Below are 22,731 nucleotides of genomic sequence, written 5' to 3'. Positions count from 1 at the left end.
CTCACGCTGCATCCAGCCCGTAGGCGGTGTGGAGCGCGCGCACGGCCAGCTCGGTATATTCGGAGGCGATCAGCACCGAGACCTTGATCTCGCTCGTCGAGATGACCTGCACGTTGATGTTGCGCTCGGCCAGGGTGCGGAACATGGTGCTGGCCACACCGGCATGCGAGCGCATGCCCACGCCCACGACGCTGATCTTGACCACGCTGTCATCGGTCTGCAGTTCGGCATACCGGGTGGTGGCGTGCGTGCTTTCCAGCACCGCAATGGCGCGCGCGAGGTCGGCCTTGCCCACGGTGAAGGTCATGTTGGTCATGCCGTCATCGCCGGTGCTCTGCACGATCATGTCCACGTTCACGTTGGCGTCGGCCAGCGGGCCGAACACGGCGGCGGCAATACCCGGCCGATCGGGAAGCTGGCGGACGGAAACCTTTGCCTCGTCCCGGGAGTAGGCAATGCCGGCGACCTGTTCCTGTTCCACGATTTCGTCCTCATCCACGACTAATGAACCGGGCAGATGCCCTTCCGATGGTGCTGGCCCGTCATTGAAACTGGAGAGCACCTGCACGCGCACGCGCTCCTTCATGGCCAGTTCCACGCTCCGGGTCTGGAGTACCTTGGCGCCGACCGATGCCAGCTCCAGCATTTCCTCGTAGGTGATGCGGTCCAGCTTGCGTGCCTTGGTAACAATACGGGGATCTGTTGTATAGATTCCGTCCACATCCGTGTAGATGTCGCAGCGATCCGCCTTCAGCGCGGCGGCCAGCGCCACGGCCGAGGTATCGGAGCCGCCACGGCCGAGCGTGGTGATGCGCCCGTCTTCCCCAATGCCCTGAAAGCCCGCCACGACCGGCACCTGGCCTGCGCGCATGCTCTCGATCAGGGCGATGCCGTCGATTGATTCGATACGGGCCTTGCCATGGGCGTTATCGGTGCGCAGCGGGATCTGCCAGCCCAGCCAGGAGCGGGCGTTGATGCCCAGCTTCTGCAGCGCAATGGCCAGCAGGCCGCTGGTCACCTGCTCGCCAGTGGAAACGACAGCATCGTATTCACGTTCATCATGCGTGGCGGAAAGATCGCGGCAGTAACCGACAAGGCGGTTGGTCACGCCAGACATGGCGGAGACCACAACGGCCACCTCGCACCCGGCCTCGACCTGTTTCCGGACTTTTTCCGCCACGGCCCGAATCCGGTCAAGATCAGCGACGGAAGTGCCGCCGAATTTCATCACGATCCGCGGTACGGTAGGGGACATCGGAATAATGGCTCCATTATGGCTCGGGCTTCAGCATATCCGGAGTGGGGGCCTGTTGGCCAATCCGGGGCATTGCGTTATGCGCAAGCCGCGTCACATACATCTCCCCAGCTTCCGCGTCCAGCGGGAGAAAGCCAAATGAAAGGCGGTGCACCCATGCAGCATCACGATTCGACCGTTGTGTCGGCGGATTCCGTCGCCCCGGATGAAATCGCCCATTTTAGCGATCTCGCTGCCCGGTGGTGGGACCCCGCAGGCCCCATGCGCCCGCTCCACGCCATGAACGACCTGCGCACCGGCTGGGCCATGCGCCATCTGCCCGCTGCCCTGGCGGACGATGGCGCCCGGCGCACGCTGCTCGATATCGGCTGTGGCGCGGGGCTGGCCAGCGAGGCATTTGCCCGCGCGGGCTATGACGTGACCGGGCTTGATGCCTCGCAGGCGGCGATTACGGCAGGGCGGCTGCACCTGCGCCACCACCCCCTGCCCGCATCAGCCGGCCCTCTGGCCTATCGCTGCGGCAGTGCGGAGGAACTGGTGGCCCACCATGCCCGCTTCGATGCGATTTCCGCCCTTGAGGTGATCGAACATGTAACCGATCCCGCCGCCTTCCTGTGCATGCTGGGTAGCCTGCTCAAGCCGGGCGGGGTGATGGTGGTTTCGACCATGAACCGCACGTGGCGCTCCATGGCCATGGCCAAGATCGGGGCGGAATACGTGCTGCGCCTGCTGCCCGTGGGCACGCATGACTGGAAGAAGTTCATCACCCCTGCCGAGTTGGGCCAGTACGCCGCCCGCGCTGGCCTGCGCGTGACCGACGTGGCGGGCATGGTGCCTGGCCTGGGCGGCTGGCGCGAAAGCCGTGACATGTCGGTGAACTACATCGCGGCCCTCGTGCGCGACTAAGGGCCGCGCGCCCGTGGTCTGGCCACTCAGATCGTGTTCATGAACGCGAACGTGGTCGGGCTGCCCACGGGGGTGAAGTTCCATGTAAAGTCGAGCACGCCGGTCTGGGCATTGGCCTTGAACGACGTGACCGAATCACTGCGCTGGTTGGCGCAGAACAGGAAGGTGCCGCTGGGGTCGAACATCATGGCCCGCCCGTAATCGGCATGCATCCAGATTTCTTCCACCAGGTTGAGGGTGCCGTCATCGTTCACGTGGAAGCTGGCCAGCGAATCGCCCAGCCGGTTCGACACATACAGGTATTTGCCGTTGGGCGAGAGCAGGATGCCAGCAGCCAGCGTGCTGCCACGGAAATGCGGGGTGACGGTGCTGACGGTCTGCTGCGGCACGATCTCGCCGGTCTGCGGGTTGAAGGTGGCGGCGACCACTTTCGAATCCTGCTCGCCGAGGATGTAGATCATCGTCCCCTTTTCGTTGAAGGAGAAGTGACGCGGGGCGGAACCCGGCGTCATGGCGATGAAGGGTGTTTTGGCGGGCACGAGCCGGCCGGTATGCAGGTCGAGCGTCCAGACATACACCCGGTCCAGTCCGGCGTCACAGGCCAGCACATAGCGGCCCGAGGGGTCGGAGGCCACCATGTGCACATGCGCCATGGAATGGTCGCTGATGGCAAAGTTGCCCGGCGGATTGTCCGCCGCACGGTCGGGCATGCGCGGGCCGGTATTGTGCACCACATCGGTCGGATCGCCGAGGCTGCCATCGGGGTGGATGGGCAGCACGCCAACCGTGCCGCCCATGTAGTTGGCCACCAGCACGTATTTGCCTGAAGCATGGATGCTCAGATGCGCGGGCACGGCGCCGCCCGAGCGCATGACGTTGAGCTTGGTCAGTTCCCCGCTCGAGCGGTTGACCGAGAATGCGGTGACGCAGCCTTCCTTGTTGGCATTGAAGTCATCAATTTCGCTCAGGGCATAGAGATGCTTAAAATCGCTGGACATGGCCATGAAGGACGGGCTGGCGATATCCACATAGGTCATGAGCGGCGAAAGGCTGCTGGTATCGGGGTTCATCTCGAACACCGATATGCCCTGCCCGTTGCCCGCCCCGCCTGGCGGAGCATGTTGGGTGTAGCCGCCAATGTAGCAGATGGTGCGGGGCTTGCTCGGCGTGGCCTGGGCCATCGCGCGCCGCGACAGCGCAGGCACGGCGGCCGCCAGGGTGGTGGCGAAGGTACGTCGGGAGATATTGGTGCTCATGACAGAAAGGACGATCCCGGTCAGTTGGAACTGTTTTTCTTGCTTGCTACGGCAGTTTGCACGCAGGGCCGATATCCCCGGTATAGCGGGTCCAGGTTTCGGTTTCACCAAATAAAGGCACGGCCACGAAGCCACGCAGCTTCAGGTCCCCCGATTGCGAGACCCAGAGCTTGGCATGGTACACATGCCCGGTGTCCGGATCGGTAACATGGCCATTCCAGTGTCCCTTCGTTTCGGGGTCCGGGGTAAACCCGTTGAGCATGGGCAGGTTGCATTCGGGCTCGCCGCGCTTGTCGCGCGGCATGTCGGTGGTGTAGCGCAGCCCCGCCAGCTTGCCGCACACCTCCTGCCCGCACTGGCTGATCTCGAACACGCCGTCATGGTCCTTGGTCATCCACCGGCCAATAATGTCCGGCTCCCCGGCATGGGCGGTGGCGGGGGAGGCCAGCCCGACCGCCATGGCACATAACGCGGCCATGGCCGGCAGGGCAAACGCCGCGATGATGCGGCCACCCGCCTGGCGCAGGGTCGTGTTCCGTTTTGTGTCGTGCATCTTAAATCGTTCCCCCGACATGGCGCGCGTCCCGGTGAATGCCCCGGAGCACGCTTGCGTCTACCCTTTAACTGTCAGCGCGCCGAACCCATGGAATGGCGTGAACCTCCACGCCCGCCTCATCAAGTTCGGCATGCTCCTGTTCCGTCATGCTACCATAAATGCCCCGGGCCTCACGCTCGCCACGGTGCATGCCCAGGGCTTCCTCGGCAAAGCGGTCGCCCACGTCGTCACACTGTGCTTCAACCGTGTCGCGTATTTTCTGTAACAGGGCGACCATGGTGTCGGGCATGGCCTGTGGCGCATGGCCGGGTGGCGTGGGCGTGGCAGGCGTTGCGGTTTCCTTTACCTGCCGCGCGGGCATGCCCGTATGGACGGCGGGCGCCATGAGGGCACGCGTCACGTCGGGCGATCCGCAATGCGGGCAGGACAGCAGCCCGCCTGCGGCCTGCCGCTCGAACGCGGCGCTACCGGGGAACCACCCTTCAAACTCGTGCCCCGCGCCACAGCGCAACTGATACCGGATCATGCCGACCTGTCAGGCCTTGCCCAGCAGGCCATCGAGCCTGCCCGCACGCTCGAGCGCCATCATGTCATCACAACCGCCAATGGGCGTGCCGTCGATGAAGATCTGCGGCACCGTGCTGCGCCCGCCCGAGCGGCGGATGGACTCCGCGCGCTCGGGCGTGCCGTAAGGGGCATTGATTTCGTTGAAGGGAACCCCCTTCTGCTCGAGCAGCCGCACGGCGCGGATGCAGTAGGGGCAGCCGGGTTGGGTGTAGATATCGATCGTGGGCATTGAACCTTCACTTGGCTTGCGGGTTGATCCGCCACCCATGGTCTGGGGCGAATGCATGTGTTTTGGGCCATCCTATCCTATTGCTACGCCTGCTGGCCACAGGCACGCGCGGCGGCAAGCACATCAACCCGCCCTGCCCCAGCCGCAAGCAGGGGAACGGTGCAGGCGGCCAGCGTGGCGCCGGTGGTCATCACATCATCCACCACGATGACGTGCCGCCCCGCCAGCATGGGAATCCGCCCGGGGCGCACCGCAACCGCCCCGTGCATGAGGTGCTGGCGCTGGCTGCGGCCCAGCCCTTCAAGCGGGCGGGTGGCACGGATGCGCTCAAGCCCGTCACACAGGGCCACACCACCCGTCAGGCCTGCCAGCGCGCGGGCCAGAAGGGCGGCCTGGTTGTAGCGGCGGCCAAACAGCCGCAGGCGATGCAGGGGAACCGGCATGAAAAGGCTCTCCCCCGTCATGATGTCGCTACCTGCCATGGCCATGTAACGTGCCAGCAGCGATACGTTTTCCGTGCGGTCGGCATATTTCAGCGGCAGGATCAGGCTGCGCGCGGTCTCATCATACACCATGGCGGCACGGGCTTCGCGCCACGGCGGCGGGCTGTGCTGGCATGTGGTGCAGGTCATGTCCGGCCCCGCGGCGGCGCGGGAGGCGAATGGCAGGGCGCAGCAGCGGCAGAAAGGCGGCGTAATCAGGTGCAGACGACCCACGCACGCGCTGCACAGATGCCCCGCCTCCATCACCTCCGCCCCGCAGCCAAGGCAGCGGGGCGGAAACAGCAGGTCAAGCACCGGCGTTGCGGCCCTGCGCCACCATGCGGCGCGGTTCATGGGCTCACACGATCGTGGGCTTGGCACGGCGCGGGCATGAGTTCACACCATGGAGCATGAGCCCGGATGTGCCGCAGATATTCGACCGTCATGCCGTCAGGCTGCACCGTGACCGCGCCGCAAGTGAGGTGACGACGGTGCGCCCCGTTGTGGAGGAAGCCGCCACCCGCCTGCTCGACCGGCTTGATGATGTCACGCGCCCATTCGCCACGGCGCTCGATATTGGTGGCCGCGGTGTGGTGGCTCCACTCCTGCGCGCACGCGGCATCCATACCGTTGCCGCCGATCTCTCGCCACGCATGGCCGCCCTTGATGGCGGGCCATCCATCGCGATGGATGGTGAATGGCTGCCCTTTGCGCCGCACAGTTTCGATCTGGTGGTGGCGTGCCTTTCGCTGCACTGGGTCAATGACCTGCCGGGGCTGCTGGCGCAGGTGCGCAGCGTGCTGGCACCCGACGGGCTGTTCCTGGCCTGCATGCCCGTGCTGCCCACGCTGGGCGGCCTGCGCACGGCCCTGATGGAGGCCGAAATGGCGCGGCGCGGTGGTGTCTCGCCGCGCATCTCGCCCTTTCCCGGCCTGCGCGACTGCGCCGCCCTGCTGCAACGCGCGGGGTTCGCCCTGCCGGTGGCCGATGCGGATGTGATCGAACTGAGTTACGCCACCCCCATGGGCCTGCTCGCCGACCTGCGCCACGCGGGCGAGACCAACGCCCTGCGCCAGCGCGCGCGTGGCCTCACATCTCCTGCCCTGCTGGCCGAGGCGCTTGGCCGCCTGCCGCGTGATGCCGATGGCTCCGTGGCGCAGTCGCTGCACATCGCGGTCATGACCGGCTGGGCCCCTGCCCCCACGCAACCCCGCCCCCTCCGGCCCGGCCAGTTCAGCGTGAGCCTGGAGGAGGCGCTGCGCGGACCACGGTAACATTCAGCCGCCCGTGACGCTCATGTGACGCCGCACGCGGGCGGGATCATCGGCATCGCGCCCGATCAGGAAATCATGCCCCTTCGGCTTGCGCAGAATGGCGGCGCGGACATGGTCCATCATCGCCGCATCATCTTCGCCCGCACGCAGCGGCGCACGCAGGTCGGTCGAGCCTTCATGGCCAAGGCAGGTGTAAAGCCTGCCGGTGCATGACAGGCGCACGCGATTACAGCTTTCACAAAAATTATGGGTCATGGGCGTGATGAAGCCGATGCGCCGGCCTGTCTGGCCAATGCGAGCGTAACGCGCCGGGCCGCCGGTGCGGTAGGCCAGCGGCTCCAGCACCCAGTTCTGCTCAAGCCTGCGGCGCACGGTTGATAGCGGCAGGTAATGATCGGTGCGGTCCTCGCCGGTCTCGCCCATGGGCATGGTCTCGATCAGGCACAGATCGGCGCCAATCTCGCCACACCAGGCAATCAGGGTGTCAAATTCATCCTCATTCACGCCCGCCATGGCCACGGTGTTGATGCGCACCGCAAGCCCCGCCTCCCGTGCCGCGCGGACGCCATCAAGCGTGCGGGCGAGGTTGCCGCGCCGGGTGATACGGGCAAAGCGGACGGGATCAAGCGAATCAAGACTGACATTGACGCGGCGCACGCCCGCTGCCTGAAGACCATCGGCAAATTCGGCCAGCCTGCTGGCATTGGTGGTGAGTGTGAGTTCATCCAGCCCTGGCTGGCCCGTGTCGCGGTGCAGCCATTTGCCCATTTCGTGGAAGAAGGACATGACATCACGCCGCACCAGCGGCTCGCCACCGGTCACCCGCAGCCTGCGCACGCCGTGGCGGATAAACGCTGTGCACAGGCGCTCGAGTTCGGGCAGCGACAGGATTTCCGCCTTGGGCAGGAAGGTCATGTCCTCGGCCATGCAATAGATGCAGCGCATGTCGCACCGGTCGGTGACCGACACGCGCAGGTAGGTCAGCAGGCGGCCGTAGGAGTCGGGTAGCGGGGCATGGTTCATGCAGTCACAAGCCTCAGGACAACACGGTCAGCTGCACGACCATGGCATTGACCATCACCTTGCCTGCATGGGGAAACATGACCGTAACACGCTCGCCAATGGCCGACTGCACCGCGCCATCGCCCCATTCGGGATGGTCGGGGTGGCGGACCAGTTGTCCCGGAACAAGAAAGGACCGGAAAGGTGGAGGGGCCATGATGCTGCGCGGTTCCTGCATGGGGGTCACGACCGGCATATCGGACCGGTGCGGGCCTTATTAAACCCCATTGGCGGGTATTCAACAAAAAAACAGCCCGCTGCTGGCAAGATCGTGGTGGAATGGCCCAAGCCGCCGCGCCGGTCGGCATGCGCGCCATACCGCTAATGCACATTGGGATTCTTTTTGCAGATTTACATCTGTTTTATAACATTTAAATAAAAAATAAGATGTGTTTACTTGTTGTTATTGAAAATACACAACATTCACTACCACAACAAAGAGCTTTCTGATCCACCATCTCAATCAAAGCCCTCAGCACCTGCAAAAGAGAGAAAGCACACGCTGCGTAAGGCGATGAACGGGCGCGCCCGCCGCTCCGTCTTTTCCCCCATCACAAGGCATGTTACCGCAAGGGCATGCGCGCACCCCTTTCCCGATCAGTACAGGCATGAGCCACCGCCCCACCATAAGGGGCCGCCTGTGCGGAGCCATGCTGGGGGCGGGGTGGCATGGTCTGTCTACCCTGCTGGCCCCCATCCTGCGCGTGAACCTGCGTCGCAGGCTGGCACATGGCAAGGAAACCCCGGCCAGCCTGCCCCAGCGGCGCGGCCTCGCCAGCCGACCTCGCCCTCCGGGGTTGCTGGCATGGCTGCATGCCGCCAGCGTGGGCGAAACGGTTGCCCTCATGCCGGTAGTACAACACCTGCTTGATCTTGATCCCACGTTGCACGTGCTGATCACGACCGGCACAGTCACGGGAAACGCCATCCTGCATGACCGCCTGCCAGCCATGACGGGACAGGACCGGGTCATGACGCAATTCGCGCCGCTGGATGTACCATGCTGGGGGGCGCGGTTTCTCGATTACTGGCGGCCTGATGTGGGCGCACTGGTGGAAAGCGAACTCTGGCCCAACCTGATCGCAGCCTGCCACGCGCGGCATGTACCGCTCGCACTGCTCAATGGGCGCATGTCCGATCGCTCGCTGGCAAGCTGGCGCAGGGCAGCCTGCCTTCTGGCCCGCATGCTCTCGACCTTTGCATGGGTCATGGCCCGCAGCGCGGAAGATGCGGCCCGCCTGCAGCACGGCGGCGCAACCCGGATCGACCTGATTGCCGACCTCAAGGATGCAGCGCCCCCCCTGCCGCATGACCCGGCAGCGCTAGCCGAACTGCGGACCTGCCTGGCCGGTCGCCCGGTATGGGTCGCGGCCTCCACCCATCCGGGGGAGGACGCCACCATCATCGCCGCCAGCGCCCTTGTGCGGCAGGTGGTGCCCGATGCCCTGACCATTCTCATACCCCGCCACCCCGAACGCGGCACGGACATCGCCGCGCTCACCAGCCCTGCCCCTCCGCGCCGCGCACTGGGGCAGGCCCCTACGGCACAGGATGGGCTATGGATCTGCGATACGCTGGGCGAGATGGGGCTGTTCCTCGCCTTGGGCGCACCGGTTCTGATGGGCAACAGCCTGCCGGGCTGTGCGGGCGGTGGCCATAACCCGCTGGAACCCGCGCGCGCCGCATGCCCTGTGGCCAGCGGGCCACGGATCGGCAATTTCCGTCAGGCTTATGCCCGGATGGAGGACAGCGTGCGTTTTGTCGAAACCGCGCAGGATATTGCCCAATGGCTCATCCCGCTGCTCCAGAGTCCTGATGCCCGCCACAAGGCAGGCGAATGCGCCCGGCAGCACGCCCTGCCTGATCCTACGCTGGCCCGGAACATAGCCCATGCCCTGCTTGCACTGGGCCTGCGCTGATGCAGCCGCCCGCCTTCTGGTGGCGACCGGCCACCGATGCCGGACTGATGGCAGGCCTGCTCGCCCCCCTCGCCCACATTTATGCTGCCGCCACGGCACGCCGCCTGAACCGTACATCGTGGCATGCGCCGGTGCCCGTGCTGTGCTGCGGCAATATTGGCGTGGGAGGCGCGGGCAAGACGCCACTGGTAATGGATATGGCCCAGCGCGCCCTAAGCCGGGGGCGCAGGCCTGCTTTCCTCTCGCGCGGATATGGCGGCCGGGCACGTATGGGCACACGGGTTGACCCGAACCACCACACCGCCCGCGACGTGGGTGACGAACCCCTGCTGCTGGCACGCATCGCGCCGTGTTATGTCGGAACCGACCGTGCTGTATCGGCACGCCGCGCCCTGGCTGACGGAGCGGACTGCCTGCTGATGGATGACGGGTTCCAGAACCCCACCCTGCATCAGGATCTGGCGCTGGTGGTGGTGGATGGCGCGGTCGGGTTTGGCAATGGCCGGGTGCTGCCTGCAGGCCCGCTGCGTGAGCCGGTCGCCACCGCACTTGCCCGCGCCGGTGGTATGGTGGTCATGGGCCATGACCGGCAGGGCATCAAGGCCAGCCTGCCTGATGGACTGCCCTGTTTTGCGGCAACCCTGCAACCCGACACACAGGCCATCCCTCCTGACCGGCCCATCATCGCCTTTGCGGGAATCGGGCGGCCGGGAAAGTTTTTTGAAGGACTGGCGCAGTGCGGCATCCACCCCGCACGCTGCCTCGCCTTCCCCGATCATCATGCCTATACCGCTGCCGAACAGGCCCGGTTGCACAGGCTTGCAGTACAGGCCGGGGCCTGTCTTGTTACAACGCAAAAGGATGCCGTGCGCCTCGATGCCGCCCTGCGGGCGCAGGTGCGCACGGTCGGCCTGCAACTGGCATGGGCCACCCCCGCCATGCCCGAACGGATACTGGATCTATGGCTGGGCACGATACAGCAATGAAAGCAGGACAGCCCACGCGGCAGATGCGCCTTGAAGCCGCCCTTTTGCGCGGGCTTGTAGCCATCTTCCGCCGTATTGGCCCGGTGCGGGCCTCCAACCTTGGCGGTTGGCTGTGCCGCACGGTGGGGCCGCGCCTGCCCGTATCGAAAATAGCTGATGCCAACCTGCGTCTGGCCATGCCTGAACTTGATGGCGGAATGCGCAGCACCATCATTCGCGCCATGTGGGACAATATCGGCCGCAATGCTGGCGAACTCCCGCACCTTGCCACCCTGCCCCGCAACCCGGCTGACGGCAGCCCCGGCTGGGACGTGGTAGGCGGGGAACACCTCATCGCGCAGGCGGCAAGAGGCGGGCCGACCATTTTCGTATCCGGCCATATCGGCAACTGGGAGATGCTGCCCCCCGCCGTGGCGCGGTACGGGCTGCCATTCTCCTCGTTTTACCGCGCGCCCAACAACCCGCTTGTCGATCGCATCCTGTGCGATCTGCGCGATGACGCGATGGGGGAGCCCGTGCCCCTGTTTGCCAAGGGCGCGCGCGGCGCGCGCGGCGCGCTGGCCCACATACTGAGAGGCGGCCATCTGGGCATGCTTGTGGACCAGAAGATGAATGATGGAGTCGCCGCCCGCTTTTTCGGCCACCCCGCCATGACGGCGGGCGCCATGGCGCTCAAGCTGCGCTGCCCCGTCATACCCGGCTATATCGAGCGCCTGGGCCCGGCGCGGCTACGCATGCATGTTCACCCTCCCATCGACCTGCCCGATAGCGGCGACCGCGCGGCGGACCAGATGACACTGACACAGCAGGTGAATGACTGGATTGAAGGCACAATACGGCAGCAACCGGGCAGTTGGCTCTGGATTCATCGCCGATGGAATAGGCATATGCCCACTAAAGAGACTAAAAAATAGTCATGTATGCTACAAAATATTGCTTTTTTGCCACAGGGTGTCGTTTCTGCCTGTTTGTGCGGCTTTCTGCCTGAAATTCAGTTTGGCAAAGCTGCCATGCAGGAATAGCGTTGTTCCTATCTTGTCACGCCAAGACAGTCAGAGGGCCAACGGAATGCACATGATGAATCAGCAGGCTTCCGCCACCAATGTTGTTTCCCTGCGGCAGGGCTTCCTGCCCCGCCACCGCGAATACCTGATGCGCTGGCTTGAAGCCGGTGCGTGCATGGGCCTGTGTGATGCGGATATCACCGATCACAACGATGAAAACGAGCCCGATATCGAACATGTGCTGGTCTGGGTGCGCGAAAATGCCCGGCCGGCCTACATGGTCCGCCCCGAAGGCATGGGCTGGGTGCTTGTTGACCAGATCCGCGACCGCCAGCTTGCCACCTACAGCAGCTTTGAAGCCGCCCTTCACGCCATCCGCCCGGTGCTGGCGCATGGGGCCACCGTCGCCGCCTGAAAAAGGCCAGCGACGGTTAGAACACCCTACTCCGTTGCCCCCTAGTTGGCGCTGCGCCGCAGCCTGCCCGCAGGGGGAATGACGATCTTGCCGCCACCGGCTGGCAGGATCTGGAACACGGCCAGATCGCGCCGTGTCTTGCCATTATCCAGAAAACCGAATGCGCCATCTACCCCGCCAAACCCATCGGGGCGGGTCAGCGCCTGCACGGAGTAGCCATTGGCACTGCCGGCGGGGCGGTTCTGATCCAGTGCTTTCACCAGGGCCGCCGCATCATAGGTCAGGTCGGCCAGAGGGGTTGGCATATGGTGATAGCTGGCCATGAACTGCTGCACGAAGGTCTGCCGCGTTGCCGGATCGGGTGCGGCATACCACGCGCCCTGCAGCGCACCGAGCTTGTTGGCGAATGCCCCCCACAGCCCCGGCCCCATGATCTGCACATGCGTATTGTCCACATGCGCCTGGGCCAGCGCATTGATAATCATGCCCAGTTGCAGCCCGGTATCGCCCAGAAGCAGGGCATCAAACGGCGGGGCGGGAAAATCTGGCGTTGCGGCAGGCGCCGTGGCGGTTTCTGGCGCTGGCGTGGGGGCCTGCGGCGCGCCATCGGGGTTAGCCGGGTCCATAGCGGCGGAATCGGGTACGGCCCCGGGCGTGGAGGCCACCGGCGGCTGGGCCTCGGGGTCGGGCTGCGGCACGGCGGCGGCGCGACTGTCATAGGCTGACAGGGTTTTGAGGCTGGTGGTAATCGCCTCCTGCGTGCTGTCATGGAACATGATCTGCGGCGATTGCAGGCCATTTTCCTCACATACCTGCTGCAACGCCTGCCCAAGCGCATGACCCAGCCGGTTATCGGGCAGGAAAGCCGCGAAATGCTGCCGCCCCTGCTGGCGGGCGGCCAGCACCATGCGGCGCACCTGCTGCTCGGGCGCAATGCCAAGGGTCCAGACACCGGGCCGGGCTACCGACATATCGCTGGTAAAGGCCAGAACGGGCACCCCGGCCGCAGTGGTAACAGGCGCTGCCTGCACGGTCTCATCCATGGTGAGCGGGCCGAGGATCAGCCCATCGCCCGCCTTGATCGCCGCCTGCGCGGCGGTCGCGGCATTACTGCCGGGGGCGGCTGTATCATGCACATCAAGCGGCGGGGCCGTGGGCGTGTTCATGGCCATGCGCGTGGCGGTCAGCATTTCCTGGCCCAGCCGGGCGTTCGCCCCGCTCAGCGGCAGCAGCACGCCCACGTTACGCCCGGCATGGGGCGCATGATGGCCTCCGCCCCCACCGCTGGCACACGCGGTCAGCACTGACAGCGCCAGCCCCGCGAGCAATAAGCGCTTGCATGCAGGGCGCGCAGAGGCAGTATCAGCATCCTGTCCTTGCAGCTGGGTTCCGAATGTCTGACGCCTCATCTTCCTCGCCTTCAAAATCTCAACATGCCCCGGAACATCCGGCGGATATAAACCGTGACAGTGTTCATAGCGGAGAATCCGCTACCCGTCATGCCGGGAACGCCGATGAAACCGTTCCGGTTGTGCATCAGGGTGGAGAAGTTGTGCTTGTTTCCACCCCGATAGGCAACCTCGGCGACATGAGCCGCCGCGCGGTCGAGACGCTGGAGGCGTGCGACCTGATCCTGTGCGAGGACACGCGCACCAGTGCGCGGCTACTGCGTGAATACGGCATCCGCACCCGAACCCGCCCCCTGCATGACCATAACGAGGACCGGCAGATCCCTGCCCTGCTCGAGGCCCTTGCCACAGGGCAACGCATTGCCGTGATTTCGGATGCGGGCACGCCGCTGATGTCGGACCCCGGCTACCGGCTGGTGCGCGCGGTTGTTGCGGCGGGCGGCCACGTTACGGCAGTGCCGGGGCCGAATGCTGCGGTCATGGCGCTGACGCTGTCGGGCCTGCCACCGCACCCGTTCATGTTCTCGGGTTTTCTGCCTCCGCGCGAGGCGGCACGGCGCGAGGTGCTGGCACAACTGCACGCTGCCGAATGCGCGGGCCTGTCCGCCACCCTGATCTGGCACGAAGCCCCGCACCGCCTGGCGGAAATGCTGGCCACCCTGGCTGATGTCATGGGCGGCGCGCGGCCTGCCGCCGTGGCCCGCGAACTGACCAAGCGGTTTGAGGAAGTGCGCCGTGGCACGGTGGCGGAACTTGCCGCCCATTACAGTGAGCACCCGGCACGAGGCGAAATTACCGTGGTGCTCGGCCCACCCCTGCAGGAAGACAGCACGGCAACCGATCTCGACACCCAGTTGCACGAGGCCCTGCGCACGCTCTCGGTAAAGGATGCGGCAGCGCTTGTGGCCGGCATTACCAGCCTGCCCCGCCGCACGGTCTATGCCCGCGCGCTGGAACTGGCGCGGGACAGGAAATAGACCTTCAGGGCAGCATCTGTAGCGGCAGGCAGGCCGTTACTGCGCCCCGATATCGGTATTGAACAGCGAATCCGCTGGCATGGGGCCGCCGGTGGTGGCATCGAGCAGGTCAACACGGGTGGTTTCCTGCTGGGCATCCTGAATGATCCAGCCACGCAGCAGCAGCGGGCTGTCATGGAACAGCAGGGTCATGCTGCCATCGCCCGGCGTATCGGTGCGCACCACGGTAATGTCGAGCGCATTGCCATCATGCGACAGGCCAGTAACCGTTACATCACCCGAGAGTTGCAGATGCGGGCGCAGCAGCAGGCCGAGCGGGGTCTTTTCCATCGGCATGGTGGTGGTCTGGTCAAGCTGGCTGTCGTTGAACACCACCTGGTCATGATTGGCCACGAGCAGCAGCGGGCTGGGCGGGTCATACTGGAAGCGCATGCGGCGATTCGTGCGGTCAATCCACGCCGTGCCGGTGCTGACCTTGCCATCTGGCGCGGTCTGGCGGAAACGCGCCTTGAGCAGGCTGATCGCATCAAGGTGGTGCTCGACCCGCTCGAGCAGCGCATGGTCCTGGTCCGAAGCGCCCACGGCCATCTGCTCCTGTGCACGGGCAACAGGCGCAAGGGGGGCAGCGCCAAGCAGGCAGGCAACGCCACAGGCGGCAATGACAGGAAGAAATTTCATGATGCGGCGCAATCCGTGCAGATACTCTGTGCACAGTCGTGCCCCATCAGCCCCGCAATATCAAGCCAGCCCTCCGGCGCGTGCCCCTACGAGCTGCCAATCAGCACACCGGCCACGAACACCAGCAGCCCGCCAATGACAATCTGCACAATGGCCGAGCCAAACGGCGTGTCCTGATAGCGCCAGCGTATCCATGAGATGACGAACAGTTCGATCACCACCACGATGATGGCGGCAATCATGGCCGCCGAAAAATCATCGATCAGGAACGGCAGGGTATGCCCGATGCCGCCCGCCGTGGTCATGAGCCCGCACACCAGCCCGCGCAGCAGTGGCGCGCCCCGCCCCGAAAGTTTGCCATCATCGGACAGGGCCTCAGCAAAGCCCATGGAAATCCCCGCCCCCACCGATGCCGCCATGCCGACAAGAAAGGCGTTCCATGGCTGATGCGTGGCAAAGGCTGCGGCAAAGACCGGCGCGAGGGTCGAGACCGAACCATCCATCAGCCCCACAAGGCCGGGCTGGATGATCTGGAGCACGAAACGGCGGCGCGCATCCTCATCCTCGCTTTCGCGCTTGCTGGTGGGCAGGCGGTCGAGGGTAATGGCGTTGGCGGCCTGCTCGTGCTGGTCCTCGGCATGGGCGAGGTCACCAAGCAGCCGGCGGGTCGTGGCATCGGTGGTGCGCAGGGCGGCCTGACGGTAGAATCGCGCCGCATCCATTTCCATCTGCCGGGCATGGGCGCGCACGGCCTCGATGCCCTGCGTCTGCACCTGCCACGCGGGCTTGCGCACCATGAAATCGGCAATATCAGTCCTGCGGATCAGCGGAATATGCGGCCCGAAACGGCTGACATACAGGTCGATCAGGTCGCGGCGGTGCTCATCCTCCTCCATCGACATATCGGTAAAGATCTTGGACGTGTCGGGATATTTCTCGCGCAGGGTGTAGGCAAAATCGGAGTAGATACGCCCGTCTTCCTCCTCGTTGGAGATGGCAAGCGCGAGGATTTCCTGATCGGACAGGGAAGAGAATTTACGCATTACCCAGTCTATGCATAAATTCTCTTAATAGCTCAAGAATATTGTAAAGTTACAAATAATTCTCAATCAAAATACCCAAGTAAAACGATCGAAAATGATTATGCTTCTCGGTTACGTTTCTTGGTAAAATATCCCCGCCTGCGGCTCACACCACGGCCGCTTCGGTAAAGACATGGGTTACATCGCCCTGCCAGCGACCATGATAGGCGGCAAGAAAGGCCTCGGCCTGCGTGGGGCCGCCTGCTGCAATTTCATGCAGGGGCGCCAGATAACGGGTCTCGTCGTGCCCATTGCCATCACGCAGGGCGCGGGCGCGCAGGCCATCGGTGGCCAGGGCGATCATGCGGGCTGCGAGCGGGCGCAGCGTGCCCTGCCCCCACGGCGCATCCAGCCCCTGGCGCGGCACGGCGGCGCGCAGGGCAAGATAATCGTCCCACCCATGTTCGAGCACCAGCTTTTCGGCGGCATGCACGGTGGCGTCATCATAGAGCAGGCCGGTCCAGAGTGCTGACTGGGCCAGCATCATGGCGGGCGAGCCCGCATCGGCGCCGCGCATTTCAAGGAACTGCTTGAGGCGCACATCGGGGAAGGCCGTGGTCAGGTGGTCCTCGAAATCGCCGATGGTGGGGCGCTCGCCTTCCAGCCCCGGTGGGCAGCGCCCGTCAAGCCAGTCGCGGAAGGAATGGCCCGCCACATTAATCATGCGCCCGTGGCGCGTGACGAAATACATCGGCACATCGAGCAGCCACTGCACATAGACTGCGAAGCTGAAGCCATCTTCAAGGAACTGGCGCGGCATGCCCGCGCGCGCATTGTCGGTATCGGTCCAGACACGGGCGCGATTGGACAGGAAACCGTTGGGGCGGCCTTCGTAGAACGGCGAGCTGGCGAACAGCGCGGTCGCCACCGGCTGCAACGCCAGCGAGACACGCATCTTGCGCGCCATGTCGGCCTCCGAGCCGAAATCGAGGTTCACCTGCACGGTGCAGGTGCGCAGCATCATATCCAGCCCCAGCGTGCCCACACGCGGCATGTAGTCGCGCATGATGGCGTAGCGGCTCTTGGGCATCCATGGAATGTCAGAGCGCCTGGCCGTGGGGTGAAAGCCCAGCGGGGCGAAGCCCAGGCCGAGTTCGGCGCAGGCCGGACGGATGGCTTCGAAGTGATGCGCCATCTCGGCTGCCGTATCATGCAGCGAGACGAGCGGCGCGCCGGAAAGCTCGAACTGCCCGCCCGGCTCGAGCGAAATGGAACTGCCTTTCGCCTGTTCCTGCCCCTTGAGGCCGATCAGCGCGCCCTCATCAATAATGTCCTGCCACTGCGTCCCGCCGCCTTCGGCTGAAACGGCGTGCAGCAGGGCCTCGATTCCGCGCGGGGCATAGGGTGGCGCCGACCATCCCGCACGCCCCGGGCCTGCGGCATCGGGTTTTACAAAACCGAATTTCTCATGTTCCGTGCCAATCCGCCACTGCGCCCGCGGGCGTGCGCCCGCTGCGAGCAGGGCGACCATCTGGTCAAGGGATTCGATGACGTTTGCATTATGCGCGCCGGGATTCGACATGGCGGGGGCAATATCCTCATGACAGTCAGGGCAAGGCTGGCGACAGGCCGAAGGGAAAAAGAAGAATTGTCGTTACGAAGTCTTACCACATAAGGCCTTGAGGCCCGACCCGACAAGAGCCAGCGCCGCCGCCGCCGCCGTATCCGCCCGCAGCACCAGCGCGCCGAGCGAGAGCGGCCGCACGAAAGCCTGCCTGCACAGCATCTCATGCTCACGGGGCGAAAACCCGCCCTCCGGACCAATCAGCACGCCATCGCCTACATGGGGCGCGGGCGGGGCAGCCACCTTCGGCCTGCGCTCGAGAGCGGCAAAAAGAGCTGTATCATCAGGCCATTGCGACAGCACCGTTGGCAGTGGCGCCAGCGGGTCAATAGCGGGCACGTCAAGGCGCTCGCACTGCTCGGCGGCCTCGGTGGCGATGCTGTTCAGGCGATCGGCATTGATGCGGTGGGTATTGGTGCGCTCGGTCACCACGGGGCGAAACCGCGTGACCCCGAGTTCCGTGCCCATGCGGATGACCGTTTCGGTCGCATCGCGCTTGAGGGGCGCGAACACGAGGCACAGCCCCGGCGTGGCGACGGGTGCACGGGTCTGTTCCACCACGCGGATGCGGCAGCGGTCGCGGCGCAGGTGCTCGATCACGCCCCGCCAGGCGCCATCACGCGCATTGAATACCTCGACCACTGCCCCGGCCTGCTGGCGCATGACCGTGCCCAGGTAATGGGCCTGCCCCGGATCAAGATCGAACAGGACATCGACCGCCATGGGGGCGACATGGGCGGGTGATATGAACAGGCGCGGACAATCCCTCATGCCAGATGATAACCTTTCAGCGCGGGACAGGATACCGGGGCCGGTCTTGACCCCACGGGGCCTTCCGGCCCATCTGTGTGGCCATTAGCAGCCATGGGGCGCGCCGTCATCGGCAAACCCGCCCCCACCGGCAGCAGGCAAGCGGCAAGGAGTTGTAGCGTGGACCAGCCCATACCCCATACGGACATCAGGGTGGATGGCTGGATCGGCCGCCTGCCGCCCCGCCTGCGCCCCTACGCCCTGCTGATGCGGCTCGACCGGCCCATTGGCACGTGGCTCCTGTTCCTGCCCGGCGTGTGGGGCATCCTGCTGCCAGACCATGTGCCTGCAAAGCAGCGGCTTTTCCTGATCGTGCTCTTTGGCATCGGCAGCGTGGTCATGCGCGGCGCGGGCTGCGTGGTCAATGACATGTGGGACCGTGACATCGACCGCCAGGTGGCGCGCACGGCGGGCAGGCCGTTGGCCTCGGGGGCCCTGTCCATGCGTGAGGCGGCGCTGTTCCTCGCAGCCCTGCTGCTCATCGGCTTCAATATCCTGATGAACCTCAATGGGCTTTCGCAGGTTCTGGGTGCATCCTCGCTCATTCTGGTGGGGCTGTACCCGCTGGCCAAGCGGGTCACGTGGTGGCCGCAGCTTGTCATGGGTTTCACCTTCGGCTTTGGCGCGCCGCTGGGCTACGCGGCGGCGGCCAACCATGTCGATGCCGCACTGGGCACGCTCTATGCCGCCACCATCGTGTGGCAGCTTGGCTTCGATACGATCTACGGCTTTCAGGACATGGAGGACGATGCCCGCATCGGCGTGCGCTCCACCTCCCGCCTCATGGCGGGGCATGCGCGGCTGTTCGTGGGCGCGTGCTACGGGCTGACGCTGGCAGGGCTGGCCGGAGCAGGCTACCTGGCCCATGTGGGTCCGGGCTTCTGGCTGGTGCTGGCGCTGCCCGCAGTGCTGCTGGGCTGGCAGGTGTGGCGGCTGGATGAACGCAGCCCCGCCACCTGCCTGCGGCTGTTCCGCTTCAACCGCGAAACCGGGCTTGCCATTGCCCTGGCCGTGCTGGCGGGAACGCTTACGCGCTGACGTGCAGCGTGCGGCCCAGAAAATCACGCGCCATGCCCATGCACTGAAGGAACAGGGCCGCATCAAAGCGATGCCCCTCATCGCGCAGGAAGGCATGCTGGGCGTTGAACTCATGCCACTCGTAGCATGTGCCCGCCTTTTCCATCGCAGCACGGATCATCTGCCGTCCTTCAAAGGGCACATGCGGGTCCTGCCGTCCCCAGACCATCAGCGCCTCGCCACGCATCTCGCCTACGCGGGCCAGCGTATCATCGCATCTGCCCTGCCCCAGCGTGGCGGAGTGGATATCGGTGGCATAGAAACACACCGCTGCCCGCACCCGTGGGTCGAGGGCCGCGCGAAACGCCAGATGGCCGCCGAGGCATACGCCCATGGTGGCCAGGCTTTCGGTGCAGTGCGGGCAGGCAGCCAGCCAGTCAAGGGCAGCGCGGGCGTCCTGATCGTAGCCTGCGACCGGCTTTTCGAATTTGAGGAAATTGCCGCGATCCGTGCCCGGTTTATCATAGGCCAGCACGGTGCCAGCCGGTTCATATTCATGATAGACCTCGGGCACGGCCACGACGTAACCCTGCCCCGCCATCATGGCGGCCAGCCTGCGGATAGGGGCCGTAACCTGATAGATTTCGGAAAAAAGCACGATTCCGGGAAAGCGTCCTGCAATGGCGGGACGGAAAATATGCATCCGCATCATGCCTGAAGGCGTTGGAATATCTGCCGTCTCGTCGGAATGGATAATCATGATGACGCTCCTGTCGCTTGCACAAGGGGCCACGATAGCAGCATGCGGGCGACCAACCGAGAGGGGGCGGACTGATCATGCCTGTAATATCAGATCGTAAATTGACAGTTTTTTGTTCATATGTTGCGCGAAAATCGCTTAAAACATTGACTTTCCTTCCCCGCCCCGGCCTGTATGGGGCATGAATCCGTTACAGAAATCATGATGTCATCCCTGTTTGCCCTCTCGCTTGCCGTCTGCGCCATCGTATCCGTCGTGGTGCTGATTGCCCGGTTCCGGATCAATCCGTTCATCGTGCTGTTTGCCGTCTCGCTGGCGCTGGCGCTGTGCGCGGGCATGCCGCCACAAAAGGCCATCGCCTCGTTCGAGGCCGGCGCAGGACGGGTGCTGGGGCATGTAGCCACCGTTATCGCGCTGGGTACCATGCTGGGCAAGATGCTGGCGGAATCGGGCGGCGCTGACCGCATTGCCCTGACCATCACCCGCCTTGCGGGCGAGAAGCGCGTCAGCTGGGCGATGATGGTGATCGGGCTGCTGGTGGGGCTGCCGGTTTTCTTTGAAGTGGGGTTCGTGCTGCTGATCCCGCTGGCGTTCACACTGGCGCGGCGCACCAATACGCCACTTCTGCGCGTGGCCCTGCCCATGGGGGCGGCCCTTTCGGTCACGCACGCCATGATTCCGCCGCATCCGGCAACATTGCTCGCCCTTTCAGCCTATCATGCCGATATCGGGCGCACGATCCTGTGGGGCATCGTGATCGGAACACCTGCCGCAGCCCTTGCCGGGCCGGTCTATGCCCGTTTCATTGCCGGGCGCATCGGCCCCGTGCTGCCTTCCGCGCTGGAGGCGCAGTTCGTTAACCACGATGTGCCCAAGAGCATGCCCGGCTTTGGCATTACGGTCCTGACCATTCTCTCGCCCGTCGTGCTGATGCTGGTGGGGTCGACGGCGGATGTGGTGGCCAGCCCCCATACACCGCTCAACAATGCGCTGCACTTCATTGGCAATACGGATATTGCGCTGGCGCTGGCTACGTTGCTGTCCTTTCAGGTCTTTGGCACCGCGCGCGGCTTCAGCCGCGAGACGATCCTCAAATTCACCAATGACTGCCTGGCCCCCACGGCGCTGATCATGCTGCTGGTGGGCGCAGGTGGCGGCTTTGGGCAGGAACTGGTCGATAGCGGCGTTTCAACCGCCATTACCGACCTTGCGGTGGGTGCCCATGTGCCGCTTCTGGTGCTGGCCTGGCTGCTGGCTGTCGTAGTCAGGGTAGCCACGGGTTCGGCCACCGTGGCCATGAGCACGGCGGCGGGCATCGTGGGGCCGATCCTTGTGCACACGCATGGGGCATCGCCCGAGCTGATGGTGATCGTAACCGGCGCGGGCTCGGTGGCGCTGGGGCCGCTCAATGATGCGGGCTTCTGGCAGATCAAGGAATATCTTGGCCTGTCGGTGGGGCAGACCATAAAGACCTGGTCGGTCATCGAGACGCTGATTGCCGTGCTGGGACTGGTCTTCGCCCTGCTGCTGTCGCTGGTGGTGGGGTAGCAGGTATCAGACAGATCTGATCCGGTTGATGATGGCGTGGACGGCATCCCGGCCCAGTTCAAATTCCGGCCCGGCATCCATCACCGCCAGTTCCATCAGGGCATCCGATAATTCCCTGTGCCGGGGGCAATCATGGCTGTTATAAATCTCCAGCGCCTTGTCAGCGATGGCCTGCACATATGATTTCCGGGCAAGAAGGGAGTCCAGCACGTTGGCTATCTGCCGGGGTGTCCAGCCTCTGTCCATCAGGGCCAGTACATCCACCGCATGGGCTGTCTCGACACCTTCACTGACGAGCGCCGCCTGCTCCACAGCGGCAGACTGAGCCACACTGCGGCAGGCATCGGTCAGAACCACCGTGGCAAAACCGGCCCGGGCGGCATCGCGCGCGGTCGCCGCCACGCAGTAATCCAGCGCCACGCCTGCCACGAACACGCGGTTGATCCCCCTGCCCCGCAGCAGCCCGTCAAGCCCGGTACGGCTGGCGCGCGCGTTATCCTCAAAGGCGGAATAACTGTCGAGGTCAGGCTGCATGCCCTTGCGCAGCACCACGCCAATATGGGCCTGCGCCAGATCGGGCACGAGTGCCGCCCCTTTCGTGCCCGCAACGCAATGCATCGGCCACGGACCGCCACGCATGTCAAAGGACACATGATCCGCCGGGTGCCAGTCCTGTGTTGCTGCAATCAGGCCAAAGGGCAGTTCACACAGCCGGTTGATGAGCGGCACGATGCCATCCGCCCCTGCCACGCCCAAGGGGCCGCCGGGCATGAAATCGACCTGCATGTCGATAACAAGCAGCGCATCGGCGGGCTTGATGAACAATCCGGAATGCCCGTTCGCCACCATGCAGCCCCCTGCCTGGAAATGATTTTAAAATAAAATGATAGAAGTTTTCGGGTGCCGTTTTTTCCCGAAAAGACGGCACCGGACGAAGCTTTTTGTGAAAAAAGCTTCACCAAAAACTTTTATCCA

At 64.6% G+C, this 22,731-nt stretch carries 24 protein-coding genes; 9 read left to right on the top strand and 15 right to left on the bottom strand.

The annotated features are described in order from the left end of the window. Nucleotide 1: 1 nt before the first annotated feature. Nucleotides 2-1,255 carry an aspartate kinase gene (locus tag CDI09_RS08695; protein ID WP_078524094.1) on the bottom strand — a complete coding sequence of 418 codons (1,254 nt, stop codon included), beginning with the start codon at nucleotides 1,253-1,255 and terminating at the stop codon, nucleotides 2-4. Between the two features lie 156 nt (nucleotides 1,256-1,411). Between CDI09_RS08695 and ubiG the strand changes: the two genes are divergently transcribed. Continuing rightward, nucleotides 1,412-2,161 carry a bifunctional 2-polyprenyl-6-hydroxyphenol methylase/3-demethylubiquinol 3-O-methyltransferase UbiG gene (gene ubiG / locus CDI09_RS08690; protein ID WP_078524096.1) on the top strand — a complete coding sequence of 250 codons (750 nt, stop codon included), beginning with the start codon at nucleotides 1,412-1,414 and terminating at the stop codon, nucleotides 2,159-2,161. A 26-nt stretch (nucleotides 2,162-2,187) separates the two neighbouring features. On the opposite strand, the gene CDI09_RS08685 is transcribed toward ubiG, so the two are convergent. The 5 genes from CDI09_RS08685 to CDI09_RS08665 form a co-directional block, all read right to left on the bottom strand. Further along, entirely contained in the window at nucleotides 2,188-3,417 is a 1,230-nt protein-coding gene (locus tag CDI09_RS08685) for a lactonase family protein (protein ID WP_078524098.1), read from the bottom strand. Nucleotides 3,418-3,463: 46 nt separating this feature from the next. Then, nucleotides 3,464-3,970 carry a DUF2147 domain-containing protein gene (locus CDI09_RS08680; protein ID WP_078524100.1) on the bottom strand — a complete coding sequence of 169 codons (507 nt, stop codon included), beginning with the start codon at nucleotides 3,968-3,970 and terminating at the stop codon, nucleotides 3,464-3,466. 67 nt (nucleotides 3,971-4,037) lie between these two features. Next, nucleotides 4,038-4,499 (bottom strand): DUF1178 family protein, encoded by a 462-nt coding sequence (locus tag CDI09_RS08675; protein ID WP_078524102.1) that lies wholly within the window; start codon nucleotides 4,497-4,499, stop codon nucleotides 4,038-4,040. A gap of 9 nt (nucleotides 4,500-4,508) precedes the next feature. Further along, nucleotides 4,509-4,769, bottom strand: a complete 261-nt coding sequence (gene grxC, locus CDI09_RS08670; protein ID WP_078527630.1) for a glutaredoxin 3 — start codon at nucleotides 4,767-4,769, stop codon at nucleotides 4,509-4,511. A gap of 83 nt (nucleotides 4,770-4,852) precedes the next feature. Then, nucleotides 4,853-5,605 (bottom strand): ComF family protein, encoded by a 753-nt coding sequence (locus tag CDI09_RS08665; RefSeq protein ID WP_078524103.1) that lies wholly within the window; start codon nucleotides 5,603-5,605, stop codon nucleotides 4,853-4,855. A 56-nt stretch (nucleotides 5,606-5,661) separates the two neighbouring features. Between CDI09_RS08665 and CDI09_RS08660 the strand changes: the two genes are divergently transcribed. After that, entirely contained in the window at nucleotides 5,662-6,525 is an 864-nt protein-coding gene (locus CDI09_RS08660) for a methyltransferase domain-containing protein (RefSeq protein WP_078524104.1), read from the top strand. Between the two features lie 3 nt (nucleotides 6,526-6,528). Here CDI09_RS08660 and moaA read toward each other — a convergent pair whose 3' ends face one another. Next, a complete protein-coding gene (gene moaA / locus CDI09_RS08655) occupies nucleotides 6,529-7,548 on the bottom strand; it encodes a GTP 3',8-cyclase MoaA (protein ID WP_110571258.1) in 1,020 nt (339 codons plus the stop codon). 13 nt (nucleotides 7,549-7,561) lie between these two features. Next, nucleotides 7,562-7,783 carry a DUF3553 domain-containing protein gene (locus CDI09_RS08650; RefSeq protein ID WP_078524108.1) on the bottom strand — a complete coding sequence of 74 codons (222 nt, stop codon included), beginning with the start codon at nucleotides 7,781-7,783 and terminating at the stop codon, nucleotides 7,562-7,564. Nucleotides 7,784-8,195: 412 nt separating this feature from the next. Here CDI09_RS08650 and CDI09_RS08645 point away from each other — a divergent pair, with 412 nt between their 5' ends. From CDI09_RS08645 to CDI09_RS08630, 4 genes are all read left to right on the top strand, one after another. Next, nucleotides 8,196-9,506: a 3-deoxy-D-manno-octulosonic acid transferase gene (locus CDI09_RS08645; protein WP_078524109.1), complete on the top strand. Its 1,311-nt coding sequence runs from the start codon at nucleotides 8,196-8,198 to the stop codon at nucleotides 9,504-9,506. Beyond that, nucleotides 9,506-10,492, top strand: a complete 987-nt coding sequence (gene lpxK / locus CDI09_RS08640; protein ID WP_078524111.1) for a tetraacyldisaccharide 4'-kinase — start codon at nucleotides 9,506-9,508, stop codon at nucleotides 10,490-10,492. The genes CDI09_RS08645 and lpxK overlap by 1 nt, the downstream gene beginning before the upstream one ends. Beyond that, complete coding sequence (locus tag CDI09_RS08635; protein ID WP_110571257.1) at nucleotides 10,489-11,406, top strand: lysophospholipid acyltransferase family protein; 918 nt, start codon at nucleotides 10,489-10,491, stop codon at nucleotides 11,404-11,406. The genes lpxK and CDI09_RS08635 overlap by 4 nt, the downstream gene beginning before the upstream one ends. 160 nt (nucleotides 11,407-11,566) lie before the next feature. Then, complete coding sequence (locus CDI09_RS08630) at nucleotides 11,567-11,911, top strand: hypothetical protein (RefSeq protein ID WP_078524115.1); 345 nt, start codon at nucleotides 11,567-11,569, stop codon at nucleotides 11,909-11,911. 41 nt (nucleotides 11,912-11,952) lie between these two features. Here CDI09_RS08630 and CDI09_RS08625 read toward each other — a convergent pair whose 3' ends face one another. Then, entirely contained in the window at nucleotides 11,953-13,320 is a 1,368-nt protein-coding gene (locus tag CDI09_RS08625) for a penicillin-binding protein activator (RefSeq protein WP_078524116.1), read from the bottom strand. Between CDI09_RS08625 and rsmI the strand changes: the two genes are divergently transcribed. Further along, nucleotides 13,305-14,297 (top strand): 16S rRNA (cytidine(1402)-2'-O)-methyltransferase, encoded by a 993-nt coding sequence (gene rsmI, locus CDI09_RS08620; RefSeq protein ID WP_167370163.1) that lies wholly within the window; start codon nucleotides 13,305-13,307, stop codon nucleotides 14,295-14,297. The genes CDI09_RS08625 and rsmI overlap by 16 nt on opposite strands. A gap of 36 nt (nucleotides 14,298-14,333) precedes the next feature. Here the strand turns inward: rsmI and CDI09_RS08615 are convergent, their stop codons facing one another. The 4 genes from CDI09_RS08615 to CDI09_RS08600 all read right to left on the bottom strand — a co-directional run bounded on the left by CDI09_RS08615 (nucleotide 14,334) and on the right by CDI09_RS08600 (nucleotide 18,392). After that, the gene (locus CDI09_RS08615) at nucleotides 14,334-14,975 is read right to left on the bottom strand and encodes a LolA family protein (protein ID WP_078524119.1); all 642 of its coding nucleotides are present in this window, start codon (nucleotides 14,973-14,975) and stop codon (nucleotides 14,334-14,336) included. An 86-nt stretch (nucleotides 14,976-15,061) separates the two neighbouring features. Beyond that, entirely contained in the window at nucleotides 15,062-16,018 is a 957-nt protein-coding gene (gene mbfA / locus CDI09_RS08610; RefSeq protein WP_078524121.1) for an iron exporter MbfA, read from the bottom strand. A 145-nt stretch (nucleotides 16,019-16,163) separates the two neighbouring features. Beyond that, nucleotides 16,164-17,579, bottom strand: coding sequence for a glutamate--cysteine ligase (locus CDI09_RS08605; protein ID WP_078524123.1), 1,416 nt, complete (start codon nucleotides 17,577-17,579; stop codon nucleotides 16,164-16,166). A gap of 72 nt (nucleotides 17,580-17,651) precedes the next feature. After that, nucleotides 17,652-18,392 carry a 16S rRNA (uracil(1498)-N(3))-methyltransferase gene (locus CDI09_RS08600; RefSeq protein WP_078524125.1) on the bottom strand — a complete coding sequence of 247 codons (741 nt, stop codon included), beginning with the start codon at nucleotides 18,390-18,392 and terminating at the stop codon, nucleotides 17,652-17,654. Between the two features lie 159 nt (nucleotides 18,393-18,551). Here CDI09_RS08600 and ubiA point away from each other — a divergent pair, with 159 nt between their 5' ends. After that, entirely contained in the window at nucleotides 18,552-19,469 is a 918-nt protein-coding gene (gene ubiA, locus CDI09_RS08595) for a 4-hydroxybenzoate octaprenyltransferase (RefSeq protein WP_078524126.1), read from the top strand. On the opposite strand, the gene CDI09_RS08590 is transcribed toward ubiA, so the two are convergent. Then, the gene (locus CDI09_RS08590) at nucleotides 19,459-20,208 is read right to left on the bottom strand and encodes a dienelactone hydrolase family protein (protein WP_078524128.1); all 750 of its coding nucleotides are present in this window, start codon (nucleotides 20,206-20,208) and stop codon (nucleotides 19,459-19,461) included. The two genes, ubiA and CDI09_RS08590, sit on opposite strands and share 11 nt — an antisense overlap. 204 nt (nucleotides 20,209-20,412) lie before the next feature. Here CDI09_RS08590 and CDI09_RS08585 point away from each other — a divergent pair, with 204 nt between their 5' ends. Further along, a complete protein-coding gene (locus CDI09_RS08585) occupies nucleotides 20,413-21,756 on the top strand; it encodes a GntT/GntP/DsdX family permease (RefSeq protein ID WP_078527632.1) in 1,344 nt (447 codons plus the stop codon). A 6-nt stretch (nucleotides 21,757-21,762) separates the two neighbouring features. On the opposite strand, the gene CDI09_RS08580 is transcribed toward CDI09_RS08585, so the two are convergent. Then, nucleotides 21,763-22,605 (bottom strand): isochorismatase family protein, encoded by an 843-nt coding sequence (locus CDI09_RS08580; protein ID WP_078524129.1) that lies wholly within the window; start codon nucleotides 22,603-22,605, stop codon nucleotides 21,763-21,765. Between the last annotated feature and the right edge of the window lie 126 nt (nucleotides 22,606-22,731).

The sequence above is a fragment of the Komagataeibacter nataicola genome (assembly GCF_003207795.1).
Taxonomy (GTDB): domain Bacteria; phylum Pseudomonadota; class Alphaproteobacteria; order Acetobacterales; family Acetobacteraceae; genus Komagataeibacter; species Komagataeibacter nataicola.
This window is presented reverse-complemented; position numbering and strand designations above follow the sequence as displayed.